This is a genomic window from Deltaproteobacteria bacterium (assembly GCA_019308905.1).
In the GTDB taxonomy this organism is placed as follows: domain Bacteria; phylum Desulfobacterota; class BSN033; order WVXP01; family WVXP01; genus JAFDHF01.
Genome location: JAFDHF010000023.1, coordinates 1 through 22,852 on the forward strand (window position 1 = coordinate 1; position 22,852 = coordinate 22,852).

Annotated in this window: 20 protein-coding genes; 13 read left to right on the forward strand and 7 right to left on the reverse strand. The window is 56.9% G+C overall.

All coding sequences use genetic code 11. From position 1 onward, the window contains the following. The coding region (locus JRJ26_09155) for a hypothetical protein (GenBank protein MBW2057645.1) at positions 1 to 651 on the reverse strand (651 nt) is incomplete at its 3' end. Further along, entirely contained in the window at positions 635 to 2,251 is a 1,617-nt protein-coding gene (locus tag JRJ26_09160) for a carboxypeptidase regulatory-like domain-containing protein (protein MBW2057646.1), read from the reverse strand. The genes JRJ26_09155 and JRJ26_09160, both read right to left, overlap by 17 nt. Positions 2,252 to 2,738: 487 nt before the next feature. Between JRJ26_09160 and JRJ26_09165 the strand changes: the two genes are divergently transcribed. From JRJ26_09165 to JRJ26_09175, 3 genes are all read left to right on the forward strand, one after another. After that, complete coding sequence (locus tag JRJ26_09165; GenBank protein MBW2057647.1) at positions 2,739 to 4,160, forward strand: FAD-binding oxidoreductase; 1,422 nt, start codon at positions 2,739 to 2,741, stop codon at positions 4,158 to 4,160. Between the two features lie 122 nt (positions 4,161 to 4,282). Next, entirely contained in the window at positions 4,283 to 5,449 is a 1,167-nt protein-coding gene (locus JRJ26_09170; protein MBW2057648.1) for a (Fe-S)-binding protein, read from the forward strand. A gap of 98 nt (positions 5,450 to 5,547) precedes the next feature. Then, positions 5,548 to 5,889: a MoaD/ThiS family protein gene (locus JRJ26_09175; GenBank protein ID MBW2057649.1), complete on the forward strand. Its 342-nt coding sequence runs from the start codon at positions 5,548 to 5,550 to the stop codon at positions 5,887 to 5,889. 64 nt (positions 5,890 to 5,953) lie between these two features. On the opposite strand, the gene JRJ26_09180 is transcribed toward JRJ26_09175, so the two are convergent. Then, positions 5,954 to 6,565 carry a DUF4292 domain-containing protein gene (locus JRJ26_09180; GenBank protein MBW2057650.1) on the reverse strand — a complete coding sequence of 204 codons (612 nt, stop codon included), beginning with the start codon at positions 6,563 to 6,565 and terminating at the stop codon, positions 5,954 to 5,956. 170 nt (positions 6,566 to 6,735) lie between these two features. Beyond that, positions 6,736 to 8,319 (reverse strand): tetratricopeptide repeat protein, encoded by a 1,584-nt coding sequence (locus tag JRJ26_09185; GenBank protein ID MBW2057651.1) that lies wholly within the window; start codon positions 8,317 to 8,319, stop codon positions 6,736 to 6,738. Between the two features lie 466 nt (positions 8,320 to 8,785). On the opposite strand from JRJ26_09185, the gene JRJ26_09190 reads away from it, so the two are divergent. Both JRJ26_09190 and JRJ26_09195 read left to right on the forward strand, forming a co-directional pair. Continuing rightward, complete coding sequence (locus tag JRJ26_09190; GenBank protein ID MBW2057652.1) at positions 8,786 to 9,586, forward strand: M48 family metallopeptidase; 801 nt, start codon at positions 8,786 to 8,788, stop codon at positions 9,584 to 9,586. Between the two features lie 71 nt (positions 9,587 to 9,657). Continuing rightward, positions 9,658 to 9,900: a DUF4911 domain-containing protein gene (locus JRJ26_09195; protein MBW2057653.1), complete on the forward strand. Its 243-nt coding sequence runs from the start codon at positions 9,658 to 9,660 to the stop codon at positions 9,898 to 9,900. Between the two features lie 111 nt (positions 9,901 to 10,011). Here the strand turns inward: JRJ26_09195 and JRJ26_09200 are convergent, their stop codons facing one another. Beyond that, positions 10,012 to 11,361, reverse strand: coding sequence for a DUF4332 domain-containing protein (locus JRJ26_09200; GenBank protein MBW2057654.1), 1,350 nt, complete (start codon positions 11,359 to 11,361; stop codon positions 10,012 to 10,014). A 156-nt stretch (positions 11,362 to 11,517) separates the two neighbouring features. Between JRJ26_09200 and JRJ26_09205 the strand changes: the two genes are divergently transcribed. The 6 genes from JRJ26_09205 to JRJ26_09230 all read left to right on the forward strand — a co-directional run bounded on the left by JRJ26_09205 (position 11,518) and on the right by JRJ26_09230 (position 16,997). After that, on the forward strand, positions 11,518 to 12,495 hold the full coding sequence (locus JRJ26_09205; protein ID MBW2057655.1) for a hypothetical protein: 978 nt from the start codon (positions 11,518 to 11,520) through the stop codon (positions 12,493 to 12,495). A 103-nt stretch (positions 12,496 to 12,598) separates the two neighbouring features. Continuing rightward, on the forward strand, positions 12,599 to 13,423 hold the full coding sequence (locus JRJ26_09210; GenBank protein ID MBW2057656.1) for a formyl transferase: 825 nt from the start codon (positions 12,599 to 12,601) through the stop codon (positions 13,421 to 13,423). Positions 13,424 to 13,454: 31 nt separating this feature from the next. Beyond that, positions 13,455 to 14,537: a hypothetical protein gene (locus JRJ26_09215; protein MBW2057657.1), complete on the forward strand. Its 1,083-nt coding sequence runs from the start codon at positions 13,455 to 13,457 to the stop codon at positions 14,535 to 14,537. 19 nt (positions 14,538 to 14,556) lie between these two features. Continuing rightward, a complete protein-coding gene (locus JRJ26_09220) occupies positions 14,557 to 15,288 on the forward strand; it encodes a rhomboid family intramembrane serine protease (GenBank protein ID MBW2057658.1) in 732 nt (243 codons plus the stop codon). Positions 15,289 to 15,299: 11 nt separating this feature from the next. Beyond that, a complete protein-coding gene (locus JRJ26_09225) occupies positions 15,300 to 15,752 on the forward strand; it encodes a ferritin family protein (GenBank protein ID MBW2057659.1) in 453 nt (150 codons plus the stop codon). Positions 15,753 to 15,788: 36 nt separating this feature from the next. Beyond that, the gene (locus tag JRJ26_09230; GenBank protein MBW2057660.1) at positions 15,789 to 16,997 is read left to right on the forward strand and encodes a hypothetical protein; all 1,209 of its coding nucleotides are present in this window, start codon (positions 15,789 to 15,791) and stop codon (positions 16,995 to 16,997) included. A 6-nt stretch (positions 16,998 to 17,003) separates the two neighbouring features. Here the strand turns inward: JRJ26_09230 and JRJ26_09235 are convergent, their stop codons facing one another. Then, the gene (locus JRJ26_09235; GenBank protein ID MBW2057661.1) at positions 17,004 to 17,888 is read right to left on the reverse strand and encodes a M23 family metallopeptidase; all 885 of its coding nucleotides are present in this window, start codon (positions 17,886 to 17,888) and stop codon (positions 17,004 to 17,006) included. A 384-nt stretch (positions 17,889 to 18,272) separates the two neighbouring features. Here JRJ26_09235 and JRJ26_09240 point away from each other — a divergent pair, with 384 nt between their 5' ends. Beyond that, positions 18,273 to 19,892 (forward strand): response regulator, encoded by a 1,620-nt coding sequence (locus JRJ26_09240; protein MBW2057662.1) that lies wholly within the window; start codon positions 18,273 to 18,275, stop codon positions 19,890 to 19,892. Between the two features lie 31 nt (positions 19,893 to 19,923). Here the strand turns inward: JRJ26_09240 and JRJ26_09245 are convergent, their stop codons facing one another. After that, on the reverse strand, positions 19,924 to 21,906 hold the full coding sequence (locus JRJ26_09245; protein ID MBW2057663.1) for an ABC-F family ATP-binding cassette domain-containing protein: 1,983 nt from the start codon (positions 21,904 to 21,906) through the stop codon (positions 19,924 to 19,926). A gap of 332 nt (positions 21,907 to 22,238) precedes the next feature. On the opposite strand from JRJ26_09245, the gene JRJ26_09250 reads away from it, so the two are divergent. Continuing rightward, positions 22,239 to 22,841 carry a cysteine hydrolase gene (locus JRJ26_09250; GenBank protein MBW2057664.1) on the forward strand — a complete coding sequence of 201 codons (603 nt, stop codon included), beginning with the start codon at positions 22,239 to 22,241 and terminating at the stop codon, positions 22,839 to 22,841. Positions 22,842 to 22,852 lie beyond the last annotated feature (11 nt).

The window sequence follows — 22,852 nt, forward strand, 5'->3', positions numbered from 1 at the left end:
GGTTCCCGCCTGGCCGAATGACCGGTCAAATGCCTGTTGTGACCTGTAGTAGACCGCATCGTAGACAAACCCAACGCCCGTGCGGGCCCTTGTCATCCCAACCACAGGTCTCCCCAGATAGTCAAGGCCGTCCCAGAGGATCTGTGCCACCTGATTGGGAAAAGGCTCCAGGCTCTGTTCGTATGCCCTGCCTGCAACCTCGACCCTGACGATGATCCCCTTTAGAACAGATGGAACCGTGTCACCGCTTGCAGCAACGGTGATTACCTCCTTGTAGCCTCCCACCCGGTTGCTCCCGTAGTGGAGGGTTAGATCCGTCCCGGGGATGGGCACCTCTTCATGGAGGATCCGGCCTCTGTCCTCGATATAGGAAGCGCTTTGGGTCCTGCAGTCTTTCAGGTCTGGTAGCTTTGCGTCGCTTCTGGGTTCTATCCTCGGGTTTGGCAGAGTCGCACCGGCAACAGGACCATAAGGACAGTTGAAGTCCCACGGGCTAAAATGGCTCACCTCCAGCCGCCAGAAGGTCGAGCCAGGAGGGTATCTCTCCTGATCACCGAGACCCGTGACCTCGTCACCAAAAGAGCCGTCCCGGTCAAGGTCATCGGGCTTTCGGTCTCCATCAGAGTCAAGGGCATCAACGATTCCGGTCATCGCCGGGGACCCAGACCCCCCGGCCCCGATCGTAAAAGCCAACAGGAACCCTGAATCCCACATCAAAGCCGAGGAAGTTGTCGACCCAGGTGACAATGGGCTCCTCGAACCTGACCCTCTCTGCCCCATCCACACAGAGCTCCACACAGTAGGTGAAAGCAGAGCTCGGGGGAAGCCTTGCAGGCATCGACTCAGGGGTTGGGTATTCCGTGGCCCTGACAGTGATCGTCGTGAGTTCCCCAAGGACCTGGCCCTCTGTGTCTGTCTCATAGGCCCGGTTGTCCCCGGTAAAGACCAGGCTGCAGGAGCGCCTGCCAAACTCGTCTGTCACCTCTGAGCTCTCATGGATATAGACCGTGTCCGGGTTGCCGTCAAGGCTGATCTCTGTTGAGACCGGGTCCTCCCCGATCATCACGACAGTCTCGGAAACGGCAATCTCGCTGCAGGGAACATAGACCCTCCTGTGAAGGGTGAGATAGCCCTCCCTTTGATAGATGATAGTGAGGACTCCCCCGCCCTCAACAGGGATCGAGAATCGGCCGCGGGTGTCCGTGAGGGCTGTTCCGTATTCGGGGTGGTCAAGAATCCCAACCGAGACGGCCTCTATGGGAACACCACCCGAGTCTCTTACCAGACCCGTAATCAGGGAGAAACGCCCCGGTTCATATGATCCAACCGTGGCATCTGGTGGGATGAGGTCCTGGTACTGCTTGCCAAATGAGCCCTCAGGCTGAGGCTCCACATCTGCTGCCACAAAGATAGATGCCTGATCCCTTGCCGTGCCTCCCGGACCTGTCGCAGTGATGGTGTAGGTCGTTGTGCGCCTGGGCGAGACCGTTGCCCGCCCACTCGGCCCCACAGGACCAAGCCCAGGCTCGATAAGGCAGCCCTCGGCACCCCTCGAACTCCAGCTGAGAGTCGCTGACTCCCCATAGAGAATCGCCTCTGGAGAGGCAGAGATCGTCACTGCCGGAGGATAGAGGACCGTGACGGTCGCGGTGCCAGTGGCCCTCCCCCCCGGACCTGTGGCAGTGATGGTGTAGGTGGTGGTCTCCTCGGGTGCGACAACCCGGGAACCACTTAGCTCCACACTCCCAACACCCTGGTCAATGGTGCAGCTTTGGGCCTCCTCCGTGCTCCACGTGAGGGTCGCAGAGCCCCCACGGATGATGGTCTCTGGCTCTGCTCTGAACAAGACCTCCGGCGGTGAGATAGGACCCTCTTGACCACTGACCTCGATTGTGACCGAACCACCGGGCCTTCCCAAAAGGACAACCAGGAGATGATTGTCGGATTGCAGCCTGACCGGGGTCCTAAAGACAAGCTCATCACCGCCAAAGAAACCCCGAAGAGGAATGAATCCTCTGTTGAAAAGGACAAACCCCCTTTGAATCTCCTTGCCCGGAGTGCTCTTGGTGACCCCGAGGATCGCATCCCCAGGATCCTCCACACCAAACCCGTGACGGGACAAATGAAGATGCAACCGCCCTATCGTGAGCTCCTCTGGCCCAAATACGGCCCGGCCGTACCCATGCACCCGGGCGCCGATACCCAACAGCATCAGAACCAAAGCCACAAAATAGAGAGCTCTTCTCAGCACGGGCCTCCCCGAAAAATACCAAAAGACCTGCCAGACACGGCCTTTATAGCAGAGGGGCTCCTTTTGTGTCAAGAAAAAAGCACTGAGGAAATGGGGCTCGGAACAAAACCTCCATCTCGGCCGTCAAAAGACGACCCCTCCGGTAGCCGTTACACCGGCCCCGAGCACCGCCTCTTTCGTAGTGGTCTCGCCCGAAAAGGTCCCATACCGCAGCATCCACTGCCTCCTCAGCCAGGCTCTGAATGCCCGGGTTGATCGATACACTCTCGGGATCCTCACGTCCAGCCGTTCCGTGGCAGATCACCTCACCGGTCCTCTTCCTCGTAACCTCTCGTCGTGGTATCCTCTCCATGGGGTTGGGCTTCCTTTGTTCGTTCTTGTTGCCTGCCAGAGCTTATCCCATTCTGGCTAAGGCCCAACCCCTAAAACCGCCTTTACAGCAAGTCGCGGGCATTACCGCCGACAGAATAGTGGGGAGGATAATCCCATGAGATCGGCTTCGAAAGTTGATGTTATCTACGGAGATATGGAAAGAATCGTCTCTAAGGAGTACCTGTCCACAGCGATCTTTGACAGAATAAAAACCGCCTTGGATCCTTTTCCATACGAACTCGAGAAAGAACAGATTCCCTACATTGTCGTTATGCCGGGAAGCAAAGAGGAAATCAGCGAAATAGTCAAGTATGCAAATACCAGTAAGATTCCGCTTTTTCTCAGGGGGTCGGGAACTCATCTTGCAGGAGCAGCCAGACCGTATACGCATGGGATTTTCATCAATATGCATAGATTCAATAAGATGGAATTTCTGGAAGACTACGGCTTTTTCGAGTGTGGCTCCGGATGCATCTGCGCTCAAGTTCAAGAAGAATTGGAGAAGAGGGACTACTTTCTGCCGATGTCACCCGGAAGCCGTCTGAGCGCCACAATGGGAGGATTGATAGCAAACAACACCAGTACCCATATAATCGACACAAGTATCGGTAAGCCTGGTGATTATGTGTACGGACTCGAGGTGGTTCTCCCCAACGGAGAGATTATCGAGACCGGCACCATGGGACTCAGGAGGCCCGCCGGAACTGATCTGACAAAGTTCTTCCTGGGAGGAGACGGCCTGCTTGGAATAATAACGAAAATCAGGATGAGGCTTCTCCCTTCGGTTCAGAAGGCTTACGGTGTGGCGGTTTTTGATAATCTGGGATCTCTGGCCAAAGGGGTTCAGAGAATGTACAGAGAAAGGCGTCCCCCGCCGCTGTTCATGGAATTCATGGATCAAAAGAGCGCAACAATAGGCTACGAGATAAAGGAAATGAAACCGCCCGAAGGCCCTGTAGTCTTTTTCGTGTCTATAGGTAATACGGAGGAAGAGGCGTCGAATAAGACCCTTCAGATTCTCAGGTCCTTTCAGGCCGAAAGACCCATTGAAGCATCTGAAGTCGATGATCTGGATATGTGGGATAAGCTATGGTCGGCAGGAGAGGTCATAGGGTCGTTTCTCATGCAAAAAGACGGCAGTCAGATGTCTGTGGCCGAGGTTGTTTCGACTTTGAAAAACCTTCCTGAATGCATGGAAGAGGTCCAACATTTCAACCGGGGTCTGCCGATACTTGGTCAGTTGGAGCTGTATCTGTTTGGCCATATCGGCGCTTTGGCTCTGCATCCCGGCGTTCTTATTCCGAGGCAATGGGACAATGAGAAAAAGCGAAAGGCCATCAAGGAGAGGTTTCAAAGGGAGGCGGAACTGAACCTGAAATACGGGACGTGTGGAGGCGAGTGGGGGCAGTTTTCAAAAAGGACATCCTTCTTTATCCAGCGGTATGGAAGGGTGAGCTACGATTTGATAAAAGGGTTGAAGAACGTCTTCGATCCGAACAACATACTGAATCCGGGGGTCTTGGAGGGATACGGATAATTGATATGAGATAACAGAAGTACTTGGAAGATGTCCGATGCCTATTTGCCAGTTCGGAGGTATTGTCTATGGGGCGGGGTGGAATTGAGCGGGATTCCGAAGGTCTGTGTGGAGAGAGGTTCATGGAGGGTTTGAGGGAAGTCGTTCTCGATGCGGCGAGTAGGTGCAGGAGTTGCAACAGTTGCTTCACGGTTTGCCCTGTATTCGAGTCCACTAAGGGGTTCATGTCCCAGACGCCCTCGGGTATCATGCAATCCATCACATACGCGATAAAATGGAATCTTTTTGGGCCAGAGGAGAAAGAGACACTCAGGGATCTCCTCTACCTGTGTACCACATGCAACGCCTGCGTCTTGCGTTGCAAATCGAAATCCTCTGGGGTTCCGGTCCTGGATGCGATAGAAGCGGGGAGAAAAATACTGCGGGAAATGATGATCGGACCTCTGCCTGCACAACGAAAACCCATGAAAGATATCTATGGCCGTGGCAACCCATACGGTGAAGGGCCCGAAGGGAGACTCGATTGGCTCGGCGATCTGGAAGTCAAAAGGCTCCCCCGAGAGAAGGCGGCCGTTCTGTATTATGTGGGATGTACCACAGCCTATGAGCCCGACCTCCATATGCTGGGAAGAAGCCTCATCAGGCTTTTTCAATACTCGGGTATCGATTTCGGCGTCTTGGAAAGCGAGACCTGCTGTGGTGAACCCGCCCGGCGCATGGGCGATGAGGCATTATTCCAGGAGCTGGCAGAGCAGAATACCAACCGGTTCAGGGAAGCCGGTGTAAAGACCATCATAACCACCTCACCTCACTGTTTCAGTGTTTTTGCCAACGAGTACCCTTCTCTCAAAGGGGAATTCGAGACTCAACACTACACTCAATTCCTGGCCAGTCTTTTCGAGGAGAAGAAACCCACTTTCAAGAAGGAATTCCACCGTACCGTCGCCTACCATGATCCTTGCTATCTCGGCAAGCACAACCAGATCTTCGATCCGCCCCGTGAGCTTCTGGAGATGGTTCCGGGCGTCGAACTCGTTGAGATGAGGATGACAAGGGATGAGAGCCTGTGTTGCGGCGGTGGAGGAGCAAGAATGTTCGCAGAAGTGGAGGAGGAACGAAGGCTATCGGATATGCGCGTCGGCCAAGCCCTGGAGATGGGCGCAGACGTCTTGGCCACAGCCTGTCCGTGGTGCCATACCATGCTCCACACTTCGGTTCAGAATCTGGGCCTCATGGATAAGATAAAGGTCATGGATGTAGCCGAGATTCTCGACGAATCGCTGCGGTAACCCGTCGTTCCATACGCCAGCCCGGGGACTTGCCCGAAACCATTGACCGGAGATGCACGAAACCCCGGTCTGCAGTTTCTTGATTATCAAGGAGGACTATGGATATAATCTCTGGAACGTCCCTGTTTCTGGGAGGCAGGGCCGGCCGTGTGTGCCGGCCTCCAGGGGAACAGACAACTGGTAAGATCCGTGGAGGCACCATGGAGATCGAAGTCAAACTCTTTGCCAACTTTAGGGACTACCTCCCGGAAGGGAGCGACAGGTTCTCATGCACCATGAAACTCCAACCCTCGGAGCGGGTGGCCGACGTGATCGAAAGACTCGGGCTCCCGAAGGATCACCCCAAGGTCATCCTCATCAACGGCGTCCATGGGAAGGAAGACGATCGACTCAAGGAGGGCGACACCCTGAGTATATTTCCTCCCGTTGCAGGGGGATAGCCCTCTGCATTGAACAGGCAAGTCGGGGACGGCTTCTCTTGGCCCGTGGAATGAGGCCGGGGGGCTAGCCGAGTTCATCCATTTCCACCACCTCGGCCCCAGGTGGGACGGGGAGCCTGAAGAGTTCCTCCGGCAGGGGAACGTTGATCGTCACCTTCCGAAAATCGAGCCTGATAAGGCTGCCCGACCCGGAGGCTTCGATCTCGATCTCTCTCGGGAAGGCAACGGACCTGGTCTTTCTGAAACGCTTGAAGGAGATACGAATCTCCTGGCCCATGTGATCAATCTTGGAGACCTCTACTACACGGAGCGTCTTGGGGTGGATCCAGAAGGTCTGTGCCTCCCATTGAGGCGAGCGGGGAAAGTTCAGCCGAAAGAGTCCCCTCTCGTGAGCGTAAGCGATAGACCCTGCCTCCCGGTACGGAATCTCCCCGAAAAACATTGAGACGAGGGCCTCACTTTCCATCCTGAGCCCCATGAAGCGAGCCAACCCTCTTGAGACACTCCCTCGATAGAACCGGTTCTCAGCCAGAACCATGGCCTGGAAGCTTACCCCGTCTGTAGCAGCTATGAGAAGGGGCTGGTTCAGAAAATTCAAGGTTTCCAACCGCATGAACCCCGGCTTTGCGAGAGCGATAGCCTGGGTGGCGCTCATCCTCTTGCCCTGAAAGCTCATCTCCATCCTCGCAATTCCGCGAAGACTCCGGACTCTCCCATTTGTCAGGCGTACTTCCTCCAGACCAGGATGGGGTGGAACCGATGGCCGGAAAGATGGACGTTTGAGGAGAGAACAACTCGCGAGCAAAAGCAGGACGCCGGCAAGCGCCACTGGCCACGGGGAAACCTTCAAATAGATCCTTTCTGTTCTTTCTCCAGGGCCTTGATCTTTTCCTTCAGCTTTTTCAACTGGTCCGCCTTGGGGGAGAGCTGCAAAGCTCGCCTGTACGCTTCCAGGGCCTTGGTTTTTTCGTTGACCTTGAGATACCCATCGCCCAGATGTTCGTTGATTATGGGATCGTTCGGCGTCAGGCTCACCGCCCTTTCGAGTTCCTTGACGGCTCTCCGGTAATCCCCTTTCTGAAAGTAGACCCACCCGAGACTGTCCACTATATACCCGCTGTCGGGCTTAAGCTTCAGAGCCCGTCGAATCAAGTCCAGAGCCTCGTCCAGATTCATCTTCCTGTCGGCATATGTATATCCGAGGTAGTTGAGGGCCTCGGCATGGTTGGGGTCCTTCTGGATGACGGACCTCATCATTTCGATGGTCTTCTCCAGGTTCCCCTGCTTGTCATAGACGATACCCATCTGGAAGAAGATCTCGACATTCTCCGGATCAGAAGCGAGAGCTTCCTTCAGCACCTCCATGGCCTTGGAAAACTCTTCGGTCCTCTCATACAGGGTGGCCAGGTAGAGGCGAAGTCCCGTGTCGACGGGTTTCTCTCTGATCGCCTCCTCGACGGTCTTTACGGCCTGAGGCATCTCGTCTTGCTTTTGTAGAACATAGGCCATGCTCTTTCGAGCATCTACATAGAGGCTGGACTCAGGTGGTATCTTGGAGTACTCCTCAAGAGCTTCCTTGAATGCCTCCTTTTCGAGATAGGCCGACGCGAGGTAGTAGCGGATCCTGTGGTTGTTCGGCGTCGCGGCAAGCACGAATCGAAACTCGACAATCGCCTCGTCATACCGCTTCTGCTCAAAGTAGATTACCCCCAGCATGACCCGGATGTTCAGGTTTTCCCTGTCCCCTTTCTGAATCTCCTGGAACTGATGGATCGCCTCATCGAATCGTTTTTCGTTCATGTAGACCTGACCGAGGCCCGCCCTGGCTCTCCGGTTGTTCGGATCCACCTTCAGAGCCCTGTTGAAATACTCGATCGCCTTCTCAGGCCTCTTCGTGATCCTGTATAGGGTGGCCAGATCGTTGAGACCGGACACAAAAGAGGGATCGATTTCCAAGACCTTCAGATAGCTTTCCTCTGCCCGGTCGTACTCGCCCATCTCGGCGTAGACACGCCCCAGATAGTAGTACCCAAGGACCGAGTCGGGCTCGAGCTCGACAAACCTCTTGAGCAGATCGATCGCCTTGGTATACTCTTTCGCCGAATAGTAGAGGTCGCTCAAGTAACGGAAAGCGTGCGCATTTTTCGGATCGACCCTCAGGACCGTCTCGTACTGGCGGATAGCCTGTTCCGTCTTCTTCTGGGCAGAGTAGATCCCCCCCAAGGTAAGGAGGACATCCGTATTGTCGGGTTCCAAGGCGAGGGCCTCCTCGCACTGCTGGGCTGCCTTGTCCATCCATCCCTTGCCTATGTACAGCCTCGACAGCTCAAGCTTCAGCCGAATAGACTGTGGATCGAGGGCGATGGCTTTCCTGTACTCCTCGATCGCCTCATCCAGCAACCCCTTGCTCTGCTTGATTTGGGCCGCCATATAGTGAAAATAAGCCTCACTGTCGATCCCTTCGGCTTCTTCTGAGGTTGCCGGGCGGGAGCCTGTTTCGTCTGCCTGCCTGGATCTGCCTGAGGGCACTTGCGCACAGGATGGGAAAAAGAGAAAAAATGCCAGTGTGATCAGAGAGAGAGGGAAAGAGATACCTTTCATCGCCCGCCTTGAACCGGTCTATCAATAAAATTAGCACAATTTATGGGGTCGGTCAATTGAAGGGCCGCCCGCCTCCTCCACCCCACTTCACGACAGCCTCATCCGGCAAAATCCCCCCCCCACTCACTCTCCGCACCGGTTTCTCTGGAGAAAAAATTGTAGTATCATCGAATACGAAAGGCCCTATGGATCTTATTCGGTCTGCAGGTGGCGTTTCTTGAACCCAATTTCCCGGGGACCCTTCCGCTCCTCGGCGCATGCGGCCCGGCCCCGACCGCCGACAAAGAGGTGTACCATGAAAAAGGCTCTTTCCAGATCGGCCCTCTGCTGGCTGGCAACGGTTATGCTCCTCGTACTGGCCGTCGCTTGCGAGACGGTCCCTGTCACGGGGAGATCCCATCTCGTGCTGATTTCTCCATCCCAGGAGATGGCATTGGGTCTGAAGTCCTATCGAGAGATCCTGAAAGAGTCAAAGCTCTCCCAGGACAGGAAGATCGTAGCCATGGTCAACAGGGTGGGCAGAAGAATCGCCCGGGTTGCCAGCAGGGACTATCCCGTTGCAAGAGGATATGAATGGGAATTCAATGTGATTGCCGATGACAAGACCCCAAACGCCTTTGCTCTGCCAGGGGGAAAGGTCGCCGTCTACACGGGTATCCTCAAATATACCCGGAACGAGGCGGGACTCGCCACCGTACTCGGCCACGAGATCGGCCACGTATTGGCCCGCCACGGTGCTGAGAGAATGAGCCAGTACCTCCTCGCCCAGTTGGGGGCAGCGGCCCTGAATGTGGCCATAGGAAATCAAGATCCGGAGACCGTCAGAGCCATGAACATCGGATACGGGGTCGGAACAACGGTGGGCGTATTGCTCCCCTTCAGCAGGCTCGAAGAGTCCGAGGCGGACCACATCGGGCTTATCCTCATGGCCAAAGCGGGTTATGACCCAAGGGAAGCCGTCCGGTTCTGGGAGCGGATGGAGAAAAGCGGGGGCAAGAAATCCCTCCCCTTTCTCTCCACCCATCCTACGGATGAAAAACGGATTGCCCAGATCAAAGAGTGGATGCCGGAAGCCCTGGCCTATTACGGGTCCTGACGATCAGCCATAGAGAGTGCACGGGCCGGGCCCTCTGCCCCGTTCCCTGGGGAAGTGAAAACGGGAGCTCCATGAATACCGTTCAGAAGTACTTCTCCGTGAAGCCCAAAGACATGGCTTACGTGAAAGCCGTTGTGGAGTCCTACGAGGGGCTGGCCGTTCTCAGGACGGTAGATCCAAAGGGCGGGATCATGGAGTGGATGATTCCACCCGACTTCCTGGAGGAGGTGGACCGGCTCGTCGAATCCCTCCAGGAAGAGATCGAGATCGAACCTCTCGAATCTTTTTCTGATACCGTCTCCGGCTCGTCCTGAAGGTTAAGCCAAGAGGCCCCGGCAGCGTGCTCGGTCTCTCCCCTCAGTCCGCGCAAAGGAGAAGCCGGATCGAACTCCAGAGGATCGCTTCGAGCCGTTTTTTCCCTCTACTCAGCGGCCGCTTCGGCTGCGAGCAGCCAGAATCCATATCTTGACCTCGGCCCTGGAGGGACTCCGGGCCGCCGACTCCTGCCTTCCCGCCCTCAGGAGCATTTCATAGAGCTCGTCAGGATCCTGGCGGGCAAGACTCTCCACTGAATCGACACCAACCTTTTCCAGGAGGAGAAAGTTCTCCACGCCGAGCCCCTTCAGCTCTATGAGCCGTGCCTTCCCGACCAGTTCCGCCAGGCGATCCGGAGACAGCCCTAGTCTCATAGAGCCTCGGCCATAGTAATCGGGGCTGCAGGCGCGATGGACAAGCTCGTCGGCAGTATGGATCCCCGCCCCTTCCAATTGCTCTCTCTCCTCTTTGGTCAGACCCGGAAAGTCCTCGACGGTGGCAAGGGTGGAGCGGACCGTATACCGGTCGATGGCTTGAGTGGAAAGGAGATAGAAGAGGAAAATGCCACAGGCCGTGGCGAGCTTGAGCCCTCGGGAGACTTTCTTTTCCCGGTTCACCATGTAGGAATCCTGCTCCCAGCCTCTCTTGTGGCGGAAAAGCGAGATGAAGTTATAGATCACGTAGCACTCAACGGCAAAGGGAGGAAAGCCCAGAAAACCCAGCAAAGGCATCTCGAAGAGTTTGAGCTCGTCGAAAAACGGAACCGTGTAGACCCACTTGGTCCTGGCCCAGAAGTTCCAGAACTCCCAGAGAAACCCGCAGATGAGTCCTGAAAGGAGGAGGAGGTAGAACTTCCGCAGGCTTCCCGCCTCCCAATCGGCCAGGAGGGATTTGCCCCGAAAGTGATAGTTGATGGGCTCAAGAAGAAAAACAAAGCTTCCCCATATCAGCGGAAAAGTGTACCGTGGAATGAGAAGAGGGAGCACCAAAAAGAGTCCTCCTGTAGCCAGAATGGCAATAGACCATCCAGGGGTCATCCTGAACCTCGGAACCGAGGCGTTCCTGAAAAGGCCGAGACTCTCTACAAGCTCCGTGGTTTCGAAAATCCCCGGGAGGACCGTCCCGTAGGAGAAAGCGTATCCCAGCAGTCTCACCAGTCTACTGCCCGGCACATTGATATAGTACCAGTCCTTCATCACCAGATTCACCATCTCAAAAAAGAGCCAGAGAGTGAAGGACCAGCAGACCATGAGAAAGAACTCCCGGGTGCGGCTCAGAATCAGGGAGTTGCCCTTCAAGCGATAGATCACGCTGTCCACAATGAGGATGTAAGACCACCAGGCAAGGCTGTAGAACCACGAGAGAAAGGGGTCCACGCGCCTGAACACCATGACCTGGGCTACGGCCAAAACGCAGATCCCGATGATTCCATGGATATTGGGCGGCTTTTTCCCAGTCATACCACCGAGAGGCGGCTCAAAGGGAGAGGGCTTCTCTCCCCGCCGATTCCGATCTCCAGAAACGAGAATTCCTGGTAATTGTCCAAAGGGATTTCTATTTGAACCCCAGCCTGTTATAATATAGGCCCGATCCGGCGAACGGGGAAAGACCGACCCATGCTCGATGTCATAGGATTCGGCGCGATCAACCTGGATCTCATCTATCAGATAGATTCCCTGTCGGACCTCTCCGGCCAAGGGATCGAGCTTCAACCTGGAAGAGAATTATGGGCTCCTCCGGAGATTTTTTCAAGGGTGCTGGAGAGGGTTAAACAGAGAGGCGTGATGAAAACGGCGAGCGGGGGAGGATCTGCGGCAAACACCATTGTCGCCCTGGCGAGAATGGGGTTCAAAACAGGGTTTATCGGAAAAGTTGGCGAGGATCGAGAGGGCAGGAGGCTGCGGGACGAAATGGAGGGGGTCGATCTCCGGGGAATCCTCGTCGGCGGGGCCAGTGGGAAGTGCCTGTCCATTCTCGATGGGAATCGAGACAGGGCGATCCTCCTGAAGACCGGTGCCAATGACACCCTGTCTGCTGATGAGATCGACTTCGGCTACGCAAGGGATGCCCGCTACATTCATCTCACATCCTTCCTGGCAGAAGAACCCTTTCTCGCCCAGAGGGCTCTGGCCGAGCAGATCCAACCTCCGGCTCGAATCAGCCTGGATCCGGGTGAGGTATACGCCCGCAGGGGTCTTACAGACCTGCTTCCCCTCCTGGAAAGGACCTTCGTCCTCTTCGTTACAGAAAGGGAGATCCATGTGTTGACGGGTCTCGACCGTTTCCAGGGCAGCCGCCGCCTCTTGGAAGTGGGGCCTTCCATGGTGGTATGCAAGAGGGGAGAAAAAGGAGTCTACTTTCTCTCCCGCGACGAGGAGTTCGAATTGCCGGCCCAATCCGTGGACGTAAGAGACAATACCGGAGCGGGCGACGTGTTCGATGCCGGGTTTCTGGCAGGCCTGCTCATGGGACGTCCTCTCAGGGAATCGGCCTCGTTTGCCACCCGCATCGCTGCCAAGAGCCTGACCGGTTATGGCAGAACCCGGTATCCAGGCAGGGAGGATCCCGGATTCTTCGAAGGCCCCGATAGCTGAGACACGGTCTTTCGGGATCGATCCTCCAACCTCGATGTAGGAAGGGTCGTCTGTCTCTGAAGCTCTTCCGGCTCCATGAGCCGGGCTGACCCGGAGAAGGGGTATGTACGATTTTGGGTGGTTCTCCACAGGAAGGGATGAGGCGGCAAGGGAACTCCTGGCCGAGGCGGTGAAGGGTACCAGGGAAGGGACCATTCCGGCCAGAATCCGGTTCGTCTTCTGTGATCGAGAGCCCGGAGAAAGCCCGGAAAGCGACCGCTTCCTCGAAGATGTGGGGAACCATGGAATCCCCCTATTCTCTTTCTCCTCGAGGCGGTTCGAGCCCCGGTTGAGAAGGGAGGACCGGGAGGCATGGCGCCGGGCTTTCCATGAGAAGGTCGGAGAGATCCTCAAGGGGATGGAGGTCTCCACGGTCGTCCTGGCAGGCTATATGCTGATCGTCAGCCCCCAGATGTGCCGGCGGTTTCCAATGATAAACCTCCACCCGGCCGAGCCCGGAGGACCGAAAGGAACCTGGCAGGAAGTCATCTGGGAACTCATCGCCAGAGGAGCCGACAGGACCGGTGTGATGATCCATCTCGTCACGGAGGCTCTCGACGAAGGCCCCCCCATCACGTACTGCACCTTCCCCCTCAAGGGCCCGGAATTCGATCGGCTCTGGGTCGAAATGGGTGCCAAACTCGGTTTCATGCCCCTCGGAGAGATCATCCAGGAGGAAGGGGAGATGAACCCCCTGTTTCGGGAGATTAGGAAGCACGGAGCCATGAGGGAGATCCCCCTTCTCCTGATGACCATGAGGGCCCTGGCCGAGGGAAGGGTGACTGTCAGGGGAGGCAGGATCCTGGACAAGAAGGGAAGGGAGACGGGCTCGGTCTGCCTCAACAGCGAAGTCGAGGACTATCTGAGTCGCCGCGGCAAACAGGGCTAGGGCAGGGTAGGGCAGGGACTGGAAAAGCACCATGGGCCGTCATTTTGTAACCGATTGCGAGGGACCTATCTCTCTGAACGACAACGCCCAGGAGTTGTCGGCCCACTTCATTCCCAGGGGAGAGAGGTTTTTCGCAATCGTCAGCAGATACGACGACTTCCTCGCCGACGTGGTTGAGAAGCCGGGGTACAAGGCAGGTGATACGCTGAAACTGATCCTCCCCTTTCTCATCGCCTTCGGTGCGAGCAACGAGGCTGTCCGGAACTACAGCCGGTCCCACATCTCCCTGGTCCCTGGAGCGACCGAGACCCTCCGGTTTGTGGGCAAGCGAATGGCCTCTTTTATCATAAGCACCAGCTATGAGCCTTACATCGAGGCCCTGTGCGAGGTAGTCGGCTTCCCCATGGAACGGGCCTTCTCTACAGAGGTCGATTTCGACAGGTATCCTCTCGACCCGGAGGAGGGAGCCTGGCTCAGGCAAACGGCGGAAGAACTGGCGGGGATGGAGATGCTCCAGTGGCCCGGCCATGCAGGGGGATCCGGAGACCTGGCGGCAGAGCACCGTCGGGTCCTCAGGCAGCTCGACCGGATATTCTGGCAGGCCATCCCGAGGATGAGAATCGGACGGATTCTCAACGAGGTCAACCCGGTGGGGGGGGCGGAAAAGGCCAGGGCTCTTGTCAGGAGTCTGGAAGGGACAGGACACGACCTCGCGGACGTGATGTATGTGGGGGACAGCATCACAGACACCGAGGCTCTCCGTCTGGTGAAGGACCGCGGTGGGCTTGCCGTATCGTTCAACGGGAATGGTTACGCTGTCCGATCAGCTCAAATCTGCTGCATGTCGAAGGATGCAAGGATCATCGCCTTCCTGGCTGAAGCCTTCAATAGGGAGGGGCGCGACGGTGCCCTGGACCTGGTAGAGTCCTGGGAGAGCGGCAATTTGGCCCGGGTTTCCACTGAGGGCGGCTTGATGGATTGGCTGAGCAGTCTGCCTGAGAAGGATTTCCCCAGGATGGAGAGGGTCTCTGGTACTGATCTCACCAGGCTCATCGCCGCAAGCGAGTCCTTCCGCCGATCCGTGAGAGGAGAACAGGTCGGCTCCCTCGGTTGACCTCGGAAACCGGGTAGTCATGGAGCCGAAGAAAAGAACCATGAGCTATTACCACTATCAGCCCCGGGTCTCCTTAGGGGGGCGCCCTCTGACGCCAGGAGTCAAATACCTCCTCCTTGCATGCGTGGGGGTCTTCCTGATCCAGTCGGTGGCGCCTCGGACGATGTTCGTCTTTTTCGGATTGATCCCGGTTCTGGTCTGGAAGAAATACTTTTTCTGGCAGCTCGGGACGTACATCTTCCTCCACGGCGGCCTCTTCCATCTCCTTTTCAACCTCTTTGCCCTCTGGATGTTCGGATGTGAACTGGAGAGGCAGTGGGGAACCAGGGCTTTCCTCAAGTACTTTTTCGTTACGGGCATCGGAGCGGGTATCTGCTACGCCCTTGTCAAGCCGGGGCAGTTGAGTCCGGTTATTGGAGCGTCAGGGGCGATCTATGGGATCCTTTTGGCTTATGGTATGATCTTCCCCAATCAGATGATCTATGTCTGGTTTCTCTTCCCCATGAGGGCCAAGTACTTTGTCATCCTCTTCGGCCTGATCGAGCTTTACTCCTCCATCGCCGGTACAGGGGGCGGCATCGCCCATGTGGCCCACCTGGGCGGGATGCTCTTCGGATACGTCTACATCAATTATGTGAGGATCTTCAAAGGGATATACGCGGTCTATCTCAGGTACAGGCTGCGCCGGCTGAGAGGGCACATCCGTGGTGTAGGCGGGAAAAAGGGGGGCAAGGACGACTATATCAACTGAAGGAGGATTCTATGGAGAAGACCTTTGAAGATGTGATTCGACAGGCCATCCGAAAGGAGGCGGATGCAGCGGCATTTTATCAGATGGCGAGCGAACGGGTGGAATCCGGAATAAGCAAGATCTTCCAGGAGATGGCAAGCGAAGAAAGAAAACACAGGCATCTGCTGGAAGAGCTCGACTGGAACAAGGTGGAACAGTACCGGTTGGAAGATATCCCCGACCTAAAGATCAGCGAATTTCTGGAAGAGATCCCCTATCACGACGACATGGGCTATCAGGACGCCATCCGTATGGCAATAAAGAACGAGGAGAGATCGCACGACTTCTATCTGGCTTCGGCCGGCCGCTTCAGGGACGATCCGAAGCTGGAGAAGCTCTTCCAGATGCTCGCCCAGGAAGAGGCGAAACACAAGCTCAGACTCGAAAAGGTCTATGACGACGAGGTTTACAACCAGAAGTGGTAGATCGATGTGGAGGGTCGTCCTGGAGACGGCAGGACGATGATGAAGACGATGAAAAAGAAAGGCAAAAGAAAGAGGACGAGCGAGGCACTCCACCCTGAAACGGCTTCCGCCGTTGAGAGTCTGCTCGACAGGCTCGGCAAGGACGATGCCTCCGGTGAACCCCTGGAGACATCCCTAGAGATGGTCAAATCCGAACTCGGTATCTCACCCGAGAGGGACATGGCGATTGTAACCGCCCTGGGTGGGATGCCTCTTGAGAGAACGGCGGGAATCCTCCAATCCCTTCTCGCCTCTGCTAAAGACAAGAGGCTCGTCAGGGGGATCAGGAGATCTCTCTACCGGATAGAACGGCGTGGGGTTCCCCTGCAACCCGCGGGAAAGGCGGATAAGGATGCCCCGGTTCTCCGCTCTCCTCTCCAAGAACCGGCAAGGGGATTCGTCAGCGCCGTCGATTCCATGGGAAACCGGATCATCCTGTTGACCCTTCCCCGTCAGCCTCGAGGACTCCATCTGCTCCAGGCAATCGTGAGCGATACTCTCGGAATCGTCGAATTCAGCAAGGTCGAGACGAGCAGAAGGGGGTTCAGGGAATTCTACCAAACCCTGACGGTGCCGGAACAACTCCCCATCGTGGAGGTGGATCCGGGGTACTGCCGATTCCTTCTGGAGGAGGCGGCCCGGTTGGCCGAGAACCATGGGAGGCCTCTGCCCCCGTCCTACGGTGCATCAAAGAAAGAGCTCAGCACCCTGGAGCGTACCGAGACACCACCGGTTTTCCTCCTCCTGGACGAAGAGGAGATTCGGGCAAACCCGGGATTGCTCAGAAAGTCGGGAGAACTGTTTCAGATCGATCTGTTTTCTTCGTGGTTTCTGCCGAGAGAAGAGGTGGAGAAATACGCCAGGCAGATCGAAGAGGCCGAAGAGAGCCGGCTCGTGCTGAACCCTGCTCAGAAAGAGGCGCGGCTGCAGGACGTGTACAAGAGGGCACTGGTCGAATTGTTTCCGGAAGAGAGGAGGCTCATCTACAGGCGCAGACTCGAGGAGATGGCCTATGTCCTCTTCAAAGAAGGCCAGGAGGAAAAGGCCCGCGCCGCTCTAGCCGCGAGCATCGACTTGAGATCGATTCTCACGGGTTTTGAACCCAACCCGTTTCTGCTAAATCTGATAATCAGGTCGATCTATGCCCTTGTGGCCCAGCATATCGAGCAGCGGAAGGCCGAGCCGTCCCTCATCGTGAAGCCATAGATCGATCTACTCCCCCAGGTATTCCGACAGCCCCACCAGGGAGAGGGGGTCAACCCTTGCCCCGTTGAGTCTTACCCGCCAATCGAGATGAGGTCCCGTCACCCTGCCCGTAGAGCCTGCCAGGCCGATGACCTGGCCCTTGGATACCATCTCCCCCTCATGGACCAGGGCCTTGGAGAGGTGGGAGTACATGGAGAACATTCCCCACCCATGATCGAGAATCACCATCCTCCCCGAAAAGAAGAGCTCGTCTACCAGGACAGCCAGCCCCCTGTTGGTAGCCCGCACGGGAGTCCCCTCCGGGGCTCGGAGATCCACACCCGTATGGGGGCTTCTCTCCTCTCCGTTCAGGATCCGGCGGAGACCGAAACCAGAAGTCACCTGACCTTCCACAGGGCGGACAAAGACGCCCCACCAGAGCCTCTCATCCCGAAAGCGTTTCAGGACCGACTTCACCCGTTCCGCCTCCCTTCTCACCCGCTTAAGGGTTTCCGGCGAAAGATCCACCTTGGACCGGGGCAGGCTCAACCTCTGGACGCCGAAGGTCACCTGCTCGACATTCAGGGGGAAGAAGCTCTTCAAGGTATTCCGATTCTCATCCAGCGCGATGATCTCCAGTTCATGGGGCCCGGGAGCCTCTCTCATGTCGGTTCCGAGGAGGCCTTCAAAACAGCCCTGTCGAACCACACGGGACATGGGAAACTCCTCCCCCTCGAATATCCCGTAAACCGACTCAACCGCCCTCCCGGTCCAGACTCTCGTAAGGCAGACACCCCCCTGCCTGGCCACATTCGGGATGCACTCCACACGGAGGCTGCCCGTGCCGTGGGAGAGTCCGGCGGTCCACAGGATCAGTAACAAGACGAGTTGGATCTGCAGAAATCGCCCCATCTTACCGTCCTCCATTTCACAGCCATTATAGAAACAATCATGCCGGGTTTCAACCGGAAATCCCCTGGAATCTCTCCATTCGCAGGTCAAAGGTCATTAGAAATCGTTCGCCTCGGAACTGCTCCCCCACTTGATATGGGCCCACCCCTATCCCGCGCTCCTGGACCCTCCCGGTCACTTTTCCGGGGTTCGCCCGCCGGGGACCTCTGCTCGTCCGCGCCTCCATGGGACGGCCTTCCGGGTTCCCGCCAGGGACTCCGGCTCTATGGCCGCCAAAGTGAAGATCCCGGGCTCTGTGCCCCGCCTGGTCGAGTTGACATGGCCCAGGGATGCCTATATAGTAAGAACCATAGGAATAATGCGGCTTTCCTTTGGAGGCTTTGAATGAAAATGGTGGAAGGCAGGACGCCGGGGCGGCAGAGGACCGGAGGCCGGCGTAAAGAGGGGAAGGCCGAATCAGCGGCGAACCTTTGGGAGAAAAACCTCCAGGAGAAGATCCTCACAGGGATAGAGGACGGGATCTGGGTCGAGGATGAAAGGGGGTTCTGTGTCTGGGCCAACCAAAGGGCGGCTCAGACGCTGGGGTACGATACTGCCGAGACATTGAAGGGAAAGCATTGGAGCGAATTTGTTGTCCCTGACGAACACTCCCATGTCCAACAGGAGTGGGAACAGAGAAAAGGGGGTGCCCATTCCACCTACCACACGGTCTTTCGCCGCACCGACGGCCGCATGGTTCCAATCCTGGTCTCGGCTTCCTCAATTCGAGATGGAGGAGAGTATCGGGGGACCATAGCTCTTCTCATCGACTATGCCGGGCAGGAACCTTTCAAGGGGCAGATCATCCAGGCCGAAAGACTCCGTGCCCTCGGCGAAATGGCTATGGGAGTGGCCCACGATTTCAACAACCTCCTCTCTGCTATGCTGGGAAGGGCGCAACTGCTCAAGCTCCACCTTTCCAAGTATACCGGACCTGAGAGGAGAAAATCGACATCATATCTCCTTGAGGGACTCACCCTTATCGAGCAGGCCGCCCTGGATGGGGCGGAGATCATCCGCAGAATCCAGGACTACACTCAGGCCCGAGGAGAGGAGGATTACGTAAGGGTAGATCTCAACCAGGTAATCCGCGATGTGATAGAACTCACCCGCCCCAGATGGAAGAGCAAGGCAGAGGCGGAGGGGATTCGCGTGGAGATTCAGGAAGACAGAAGGCACCTGCCTCCGGTATCCGGCAATCCCTCGGAGCTACGCGAGGTGATTACGAACCTGGTGCTCAATGCCATCGACGCCATGCCCAATGGTGGAAGCCTTATCATCCGAACAGAGACCGACCGGAGGATCAACAAGATCCACATCCAGGATACGGGGACGGGGATTCCGCCGGAGGATCTGGACCGGATATTCCAACCCTTCTTCACCACCAAGGGGGCCAACAGCAGCGGCCTGGGCCTGAGCGTCTCCTACGGTATCATCCGCAGACACGGCGGGACCCTCCAGGTCAAGAGCGAACCCGGCAAGGGAACGACTTTTACCATCCAACTCCACGTCTCCCCCGAAGCCCTTGAGGAGAGTGAGGCAGAGAGACCACCACGGTCAGGAAGAACGGCCAAGGTCCTGGTGATCGAGGACGACAGCCGTATCCGCGCCAATCTCCAGGAGACCCTCTCCATGGCAGGACACGAGGTCACCCTTGCAGAGAATGCCAAACAGGGCATCTCCCTCTTCAAGGAGGGAGCCTACGACGTGGTCTTCACCGATCTCAGCATGCCCGAGATCTCCGGGTGGGAGCTGGCAAGGATCATCAAGGAGCGCGACCCTTCGGTTCCTGTGGCTCTGGTCACCGGATGGGCGGTGAGGGTGGACAGGGAGAAACTGAGCAACAGCGGGATCGATATGGTGATCAGCAAACCGTTCCAGGTGAACCGCATCCTGAATTTCGTCATGGAGGTCCTCGAGGGCAAGGGACGGAGGAAACCGAAAAAAGGCCGAGGCAGGGAGTGAACAGGCCTCGGCAGGAAGCGAGCCTTTTGCCTCAGCCGCTGTGGTTCCTCCCGGGTTTCTCCTCCTCCAGCCGCCTCTCCAAGGATTCCAACTCAAGGGCCACGGATTCCCATTGGCAGGTCCATTCGGCGACCTCGGTCTTTGCGGTCCTGTACGCTTCGGTCAGTTCCCGAAGGCGGCCGGGATTTTGGTAGGTCTCATCTCTGGCCAGATGGGAAGCGATCCGGTCGAGTTCCCTCGTCTTTTCCTCGATCCTCTTCTCCAGCGCGAGGAGTCGTTCCCTGAGCGGGCTGGTCTCCCTGAAAACACGATTCCGCCATTCCGCCTCCGCCCGCTTCTGGTCCTGCGTCTTTTTCCTGCCGGCTCCCTTCCCGGGTGGAGAGGCCGGTTGCCCCCTCTCGAGATCAGTCCCCTGGCCGGCTCTCCAGATGGATTGGAAGTCGTCGAAATTCCCGGGATACAGCTCAACCTTTCGGTCTCGAACAAGGAGAATCTTGTTGGCCACGCCGTTGATCAGCCGGCGATCGTGGCTGACGAGACAGAGAGTCCCTGAATAGCGCCGGAGAGCCGTCTCCAGGACTTTTCTGGAGTCGATATCGAGATGGTTGGTGGGTTCGTCGAGAAGGAGCAGGTTCACGGGTTGAATCAGGATCTTGCAGAGAAGCAGGCGGCTCTTCTCACCCCCGCTGAGGACCGAGACCCTCTTGAAAACATCGTCGCCCCTGAACAGGAAGGCTCCCAGGAGACTTCTCAATCGGCCCTGGGGCTGATCGCCCGCCACGGACATGAGTTCTTCGAGCACGGTCCGGTCCATGGAGAACCCCTCCGTCTGCTCTTGGGAGAAGACCCCTAGCCGCACACCCTCTGCAATCCGCCTCACCCCGTCAAAATCGACCTCTCCACTAAGGATCCTCATGAGGGTCGTCTTTCCCGCTCCGTTAGGCCCGACAAAGGCTATCCTGTCCCCCCTCTGGATCGAGAGATCGATCCGGTCGTAGACCCTCTTTCCATCATAGGCCTTGGAGACGCCCTTCAACTCGATGAGCGTCTTCGGGGCCCTGGGTGGTTCGGGGAAATCGAAATCGACAACGGGTTGGCTCCGGGGAGGATCGATCCGTTCCATCCTTTCCAGGAGCCTTATCCTGCTCTGCACCTGCCGGGCTCGATCCTTCCGGGCACGATTCCTCTGAATGAACCGCTCCAGCTGGCGGATCGTATCCTGTTGATTCTCGTAGGCGGCCTGATGAACCTTAAGGCGTTTCCCCTTCTCCCTTTCATAGAAGTCGTAGTTGCCCGCATAGGAGATGAGTCTTCCCCCGTCGATCTCAACGATCCGGTTGACGAGGTTGTTGAGGAAGGTCCTGTCGTGGGAGACCAGCACAAGGGCGGACCTGCACTGTTTCAGATACTCCTCCATCCAGATGAGAGACTGGAGATCGAGATGGTTGGTCGGTTCGTCGAGAAGTATCAGATCAGGCTCGGACAGGAGAATCCTTGCCATGGCCGCCCGCATCTTCCATCCACCGCTCAGTTCCTCGACGGGCCTTGAGAAATCCTCCTGACTGAACCCCAACCCCGAAAGGATCCTTCCCGCCTGAGCTTCCAGCCCATATCCTCCCAAGTGGTCGAAGACCTCCTGGAGGCGCCCCTGCCGCTCGGTGAGAAGCAGTGTCTCCTCATGAGAGACGCTTCTCTCGAGGGCCCTCGTGGTTTCCTCGAGTTCCCTCTCGATCCGGGCCAGGTCTCCGGCAGCGTCCAGAGTCAAGGACAGGACGGTTCTCCCCTCGAGGTCTACGAGACTCTGGGGGAGATACCCGATTCTCAGGTCTTTTGACCTGGAGATCTCACCGCTGTTGGGTTCCTCTTCCCCCAAAATCAACCGGAGTAGTGTGGTCTTTCCGGCCCCGTTCGGGCCGATGAGTCCGATCCTGTCGGTGGGTCCGATGTGGAGGTCGCACTCCCTGAGAACATCCTGGTGGCCGTGGAAGCGCGTCACACCCTGAAGCCTTATCATGGGAGTATCCCTACCACATTTTCTCCTGGCTGCCTAGATGGAACCGGGGGGAGCGATTCACGGGCGTATCGTCCCTTCCCACAGGCGTCTGCATTTCCGGGCCAAACGGAACGGTTCTTGCAATAGGTATCCTCCCGGCAGGTTGACTTGGTTTCAACCTGACAGTAGACTTCAGGTGGTTGTACAAGAAGACGAGATGTTTACCGATGTGTATGCCCATCCTGTTCGACCTCGGTTCAACAGGGACCGGAGAGGTTCTTTAGGCCGGAACCCGCGAAGTCCTTCTCGCCCCATGCCGGAGATGACGAAACCAAGACAGACGGTACAATCGCATGAAACCTGCAATCATCGTGGTAGATATGCTGAAGGACAATATGAGGCCCCAACATGCTATCTCACGCGGGATCCGCTCGATCCTCCCCTCTGTCCGAAGGCTCCTGAGCATGGCCAGGGAGAGGGGAGATCGGGTGGTTTTCGCCTGCGACAGCTTTCAACCTGACGACTTTATCTTCCAAGGAAGGATGAAACCCCACTGCATCCAGGGCACGGCCGGGGCGGAGGTGATAGACGAGCTTTCACCCGGTAGGGATGATCTGATCCTGCCGAAGCGCCGGTTCTCGGCCTTTTTCCAGACGGGTCTCGAAAAAACACTTCGCGCCCAAGGGGTCGACACCATAGCAGTGGCCGGGGTGGCCACCCATTTCTGCGTTCTCACCACGGCCCTGGACGGTATCTGCCACGACTTCAAGGTGATCGTCATTGAGGACTGTTGTGCCTCTTACCGTGCCGGGATCCATCAGACCACGGTGAGCCTATACAAGAGATCTCCCCTCCACCCCTTGTTGAGGTTTATGAGACTCGAGGAATTTTCCTCCCTCTTGGAGGCCGATCAGTCGGAGGCCGTGGGGGGGGAGGGTGAGAGGGAGCCAAGTTGACGATCGGCTGT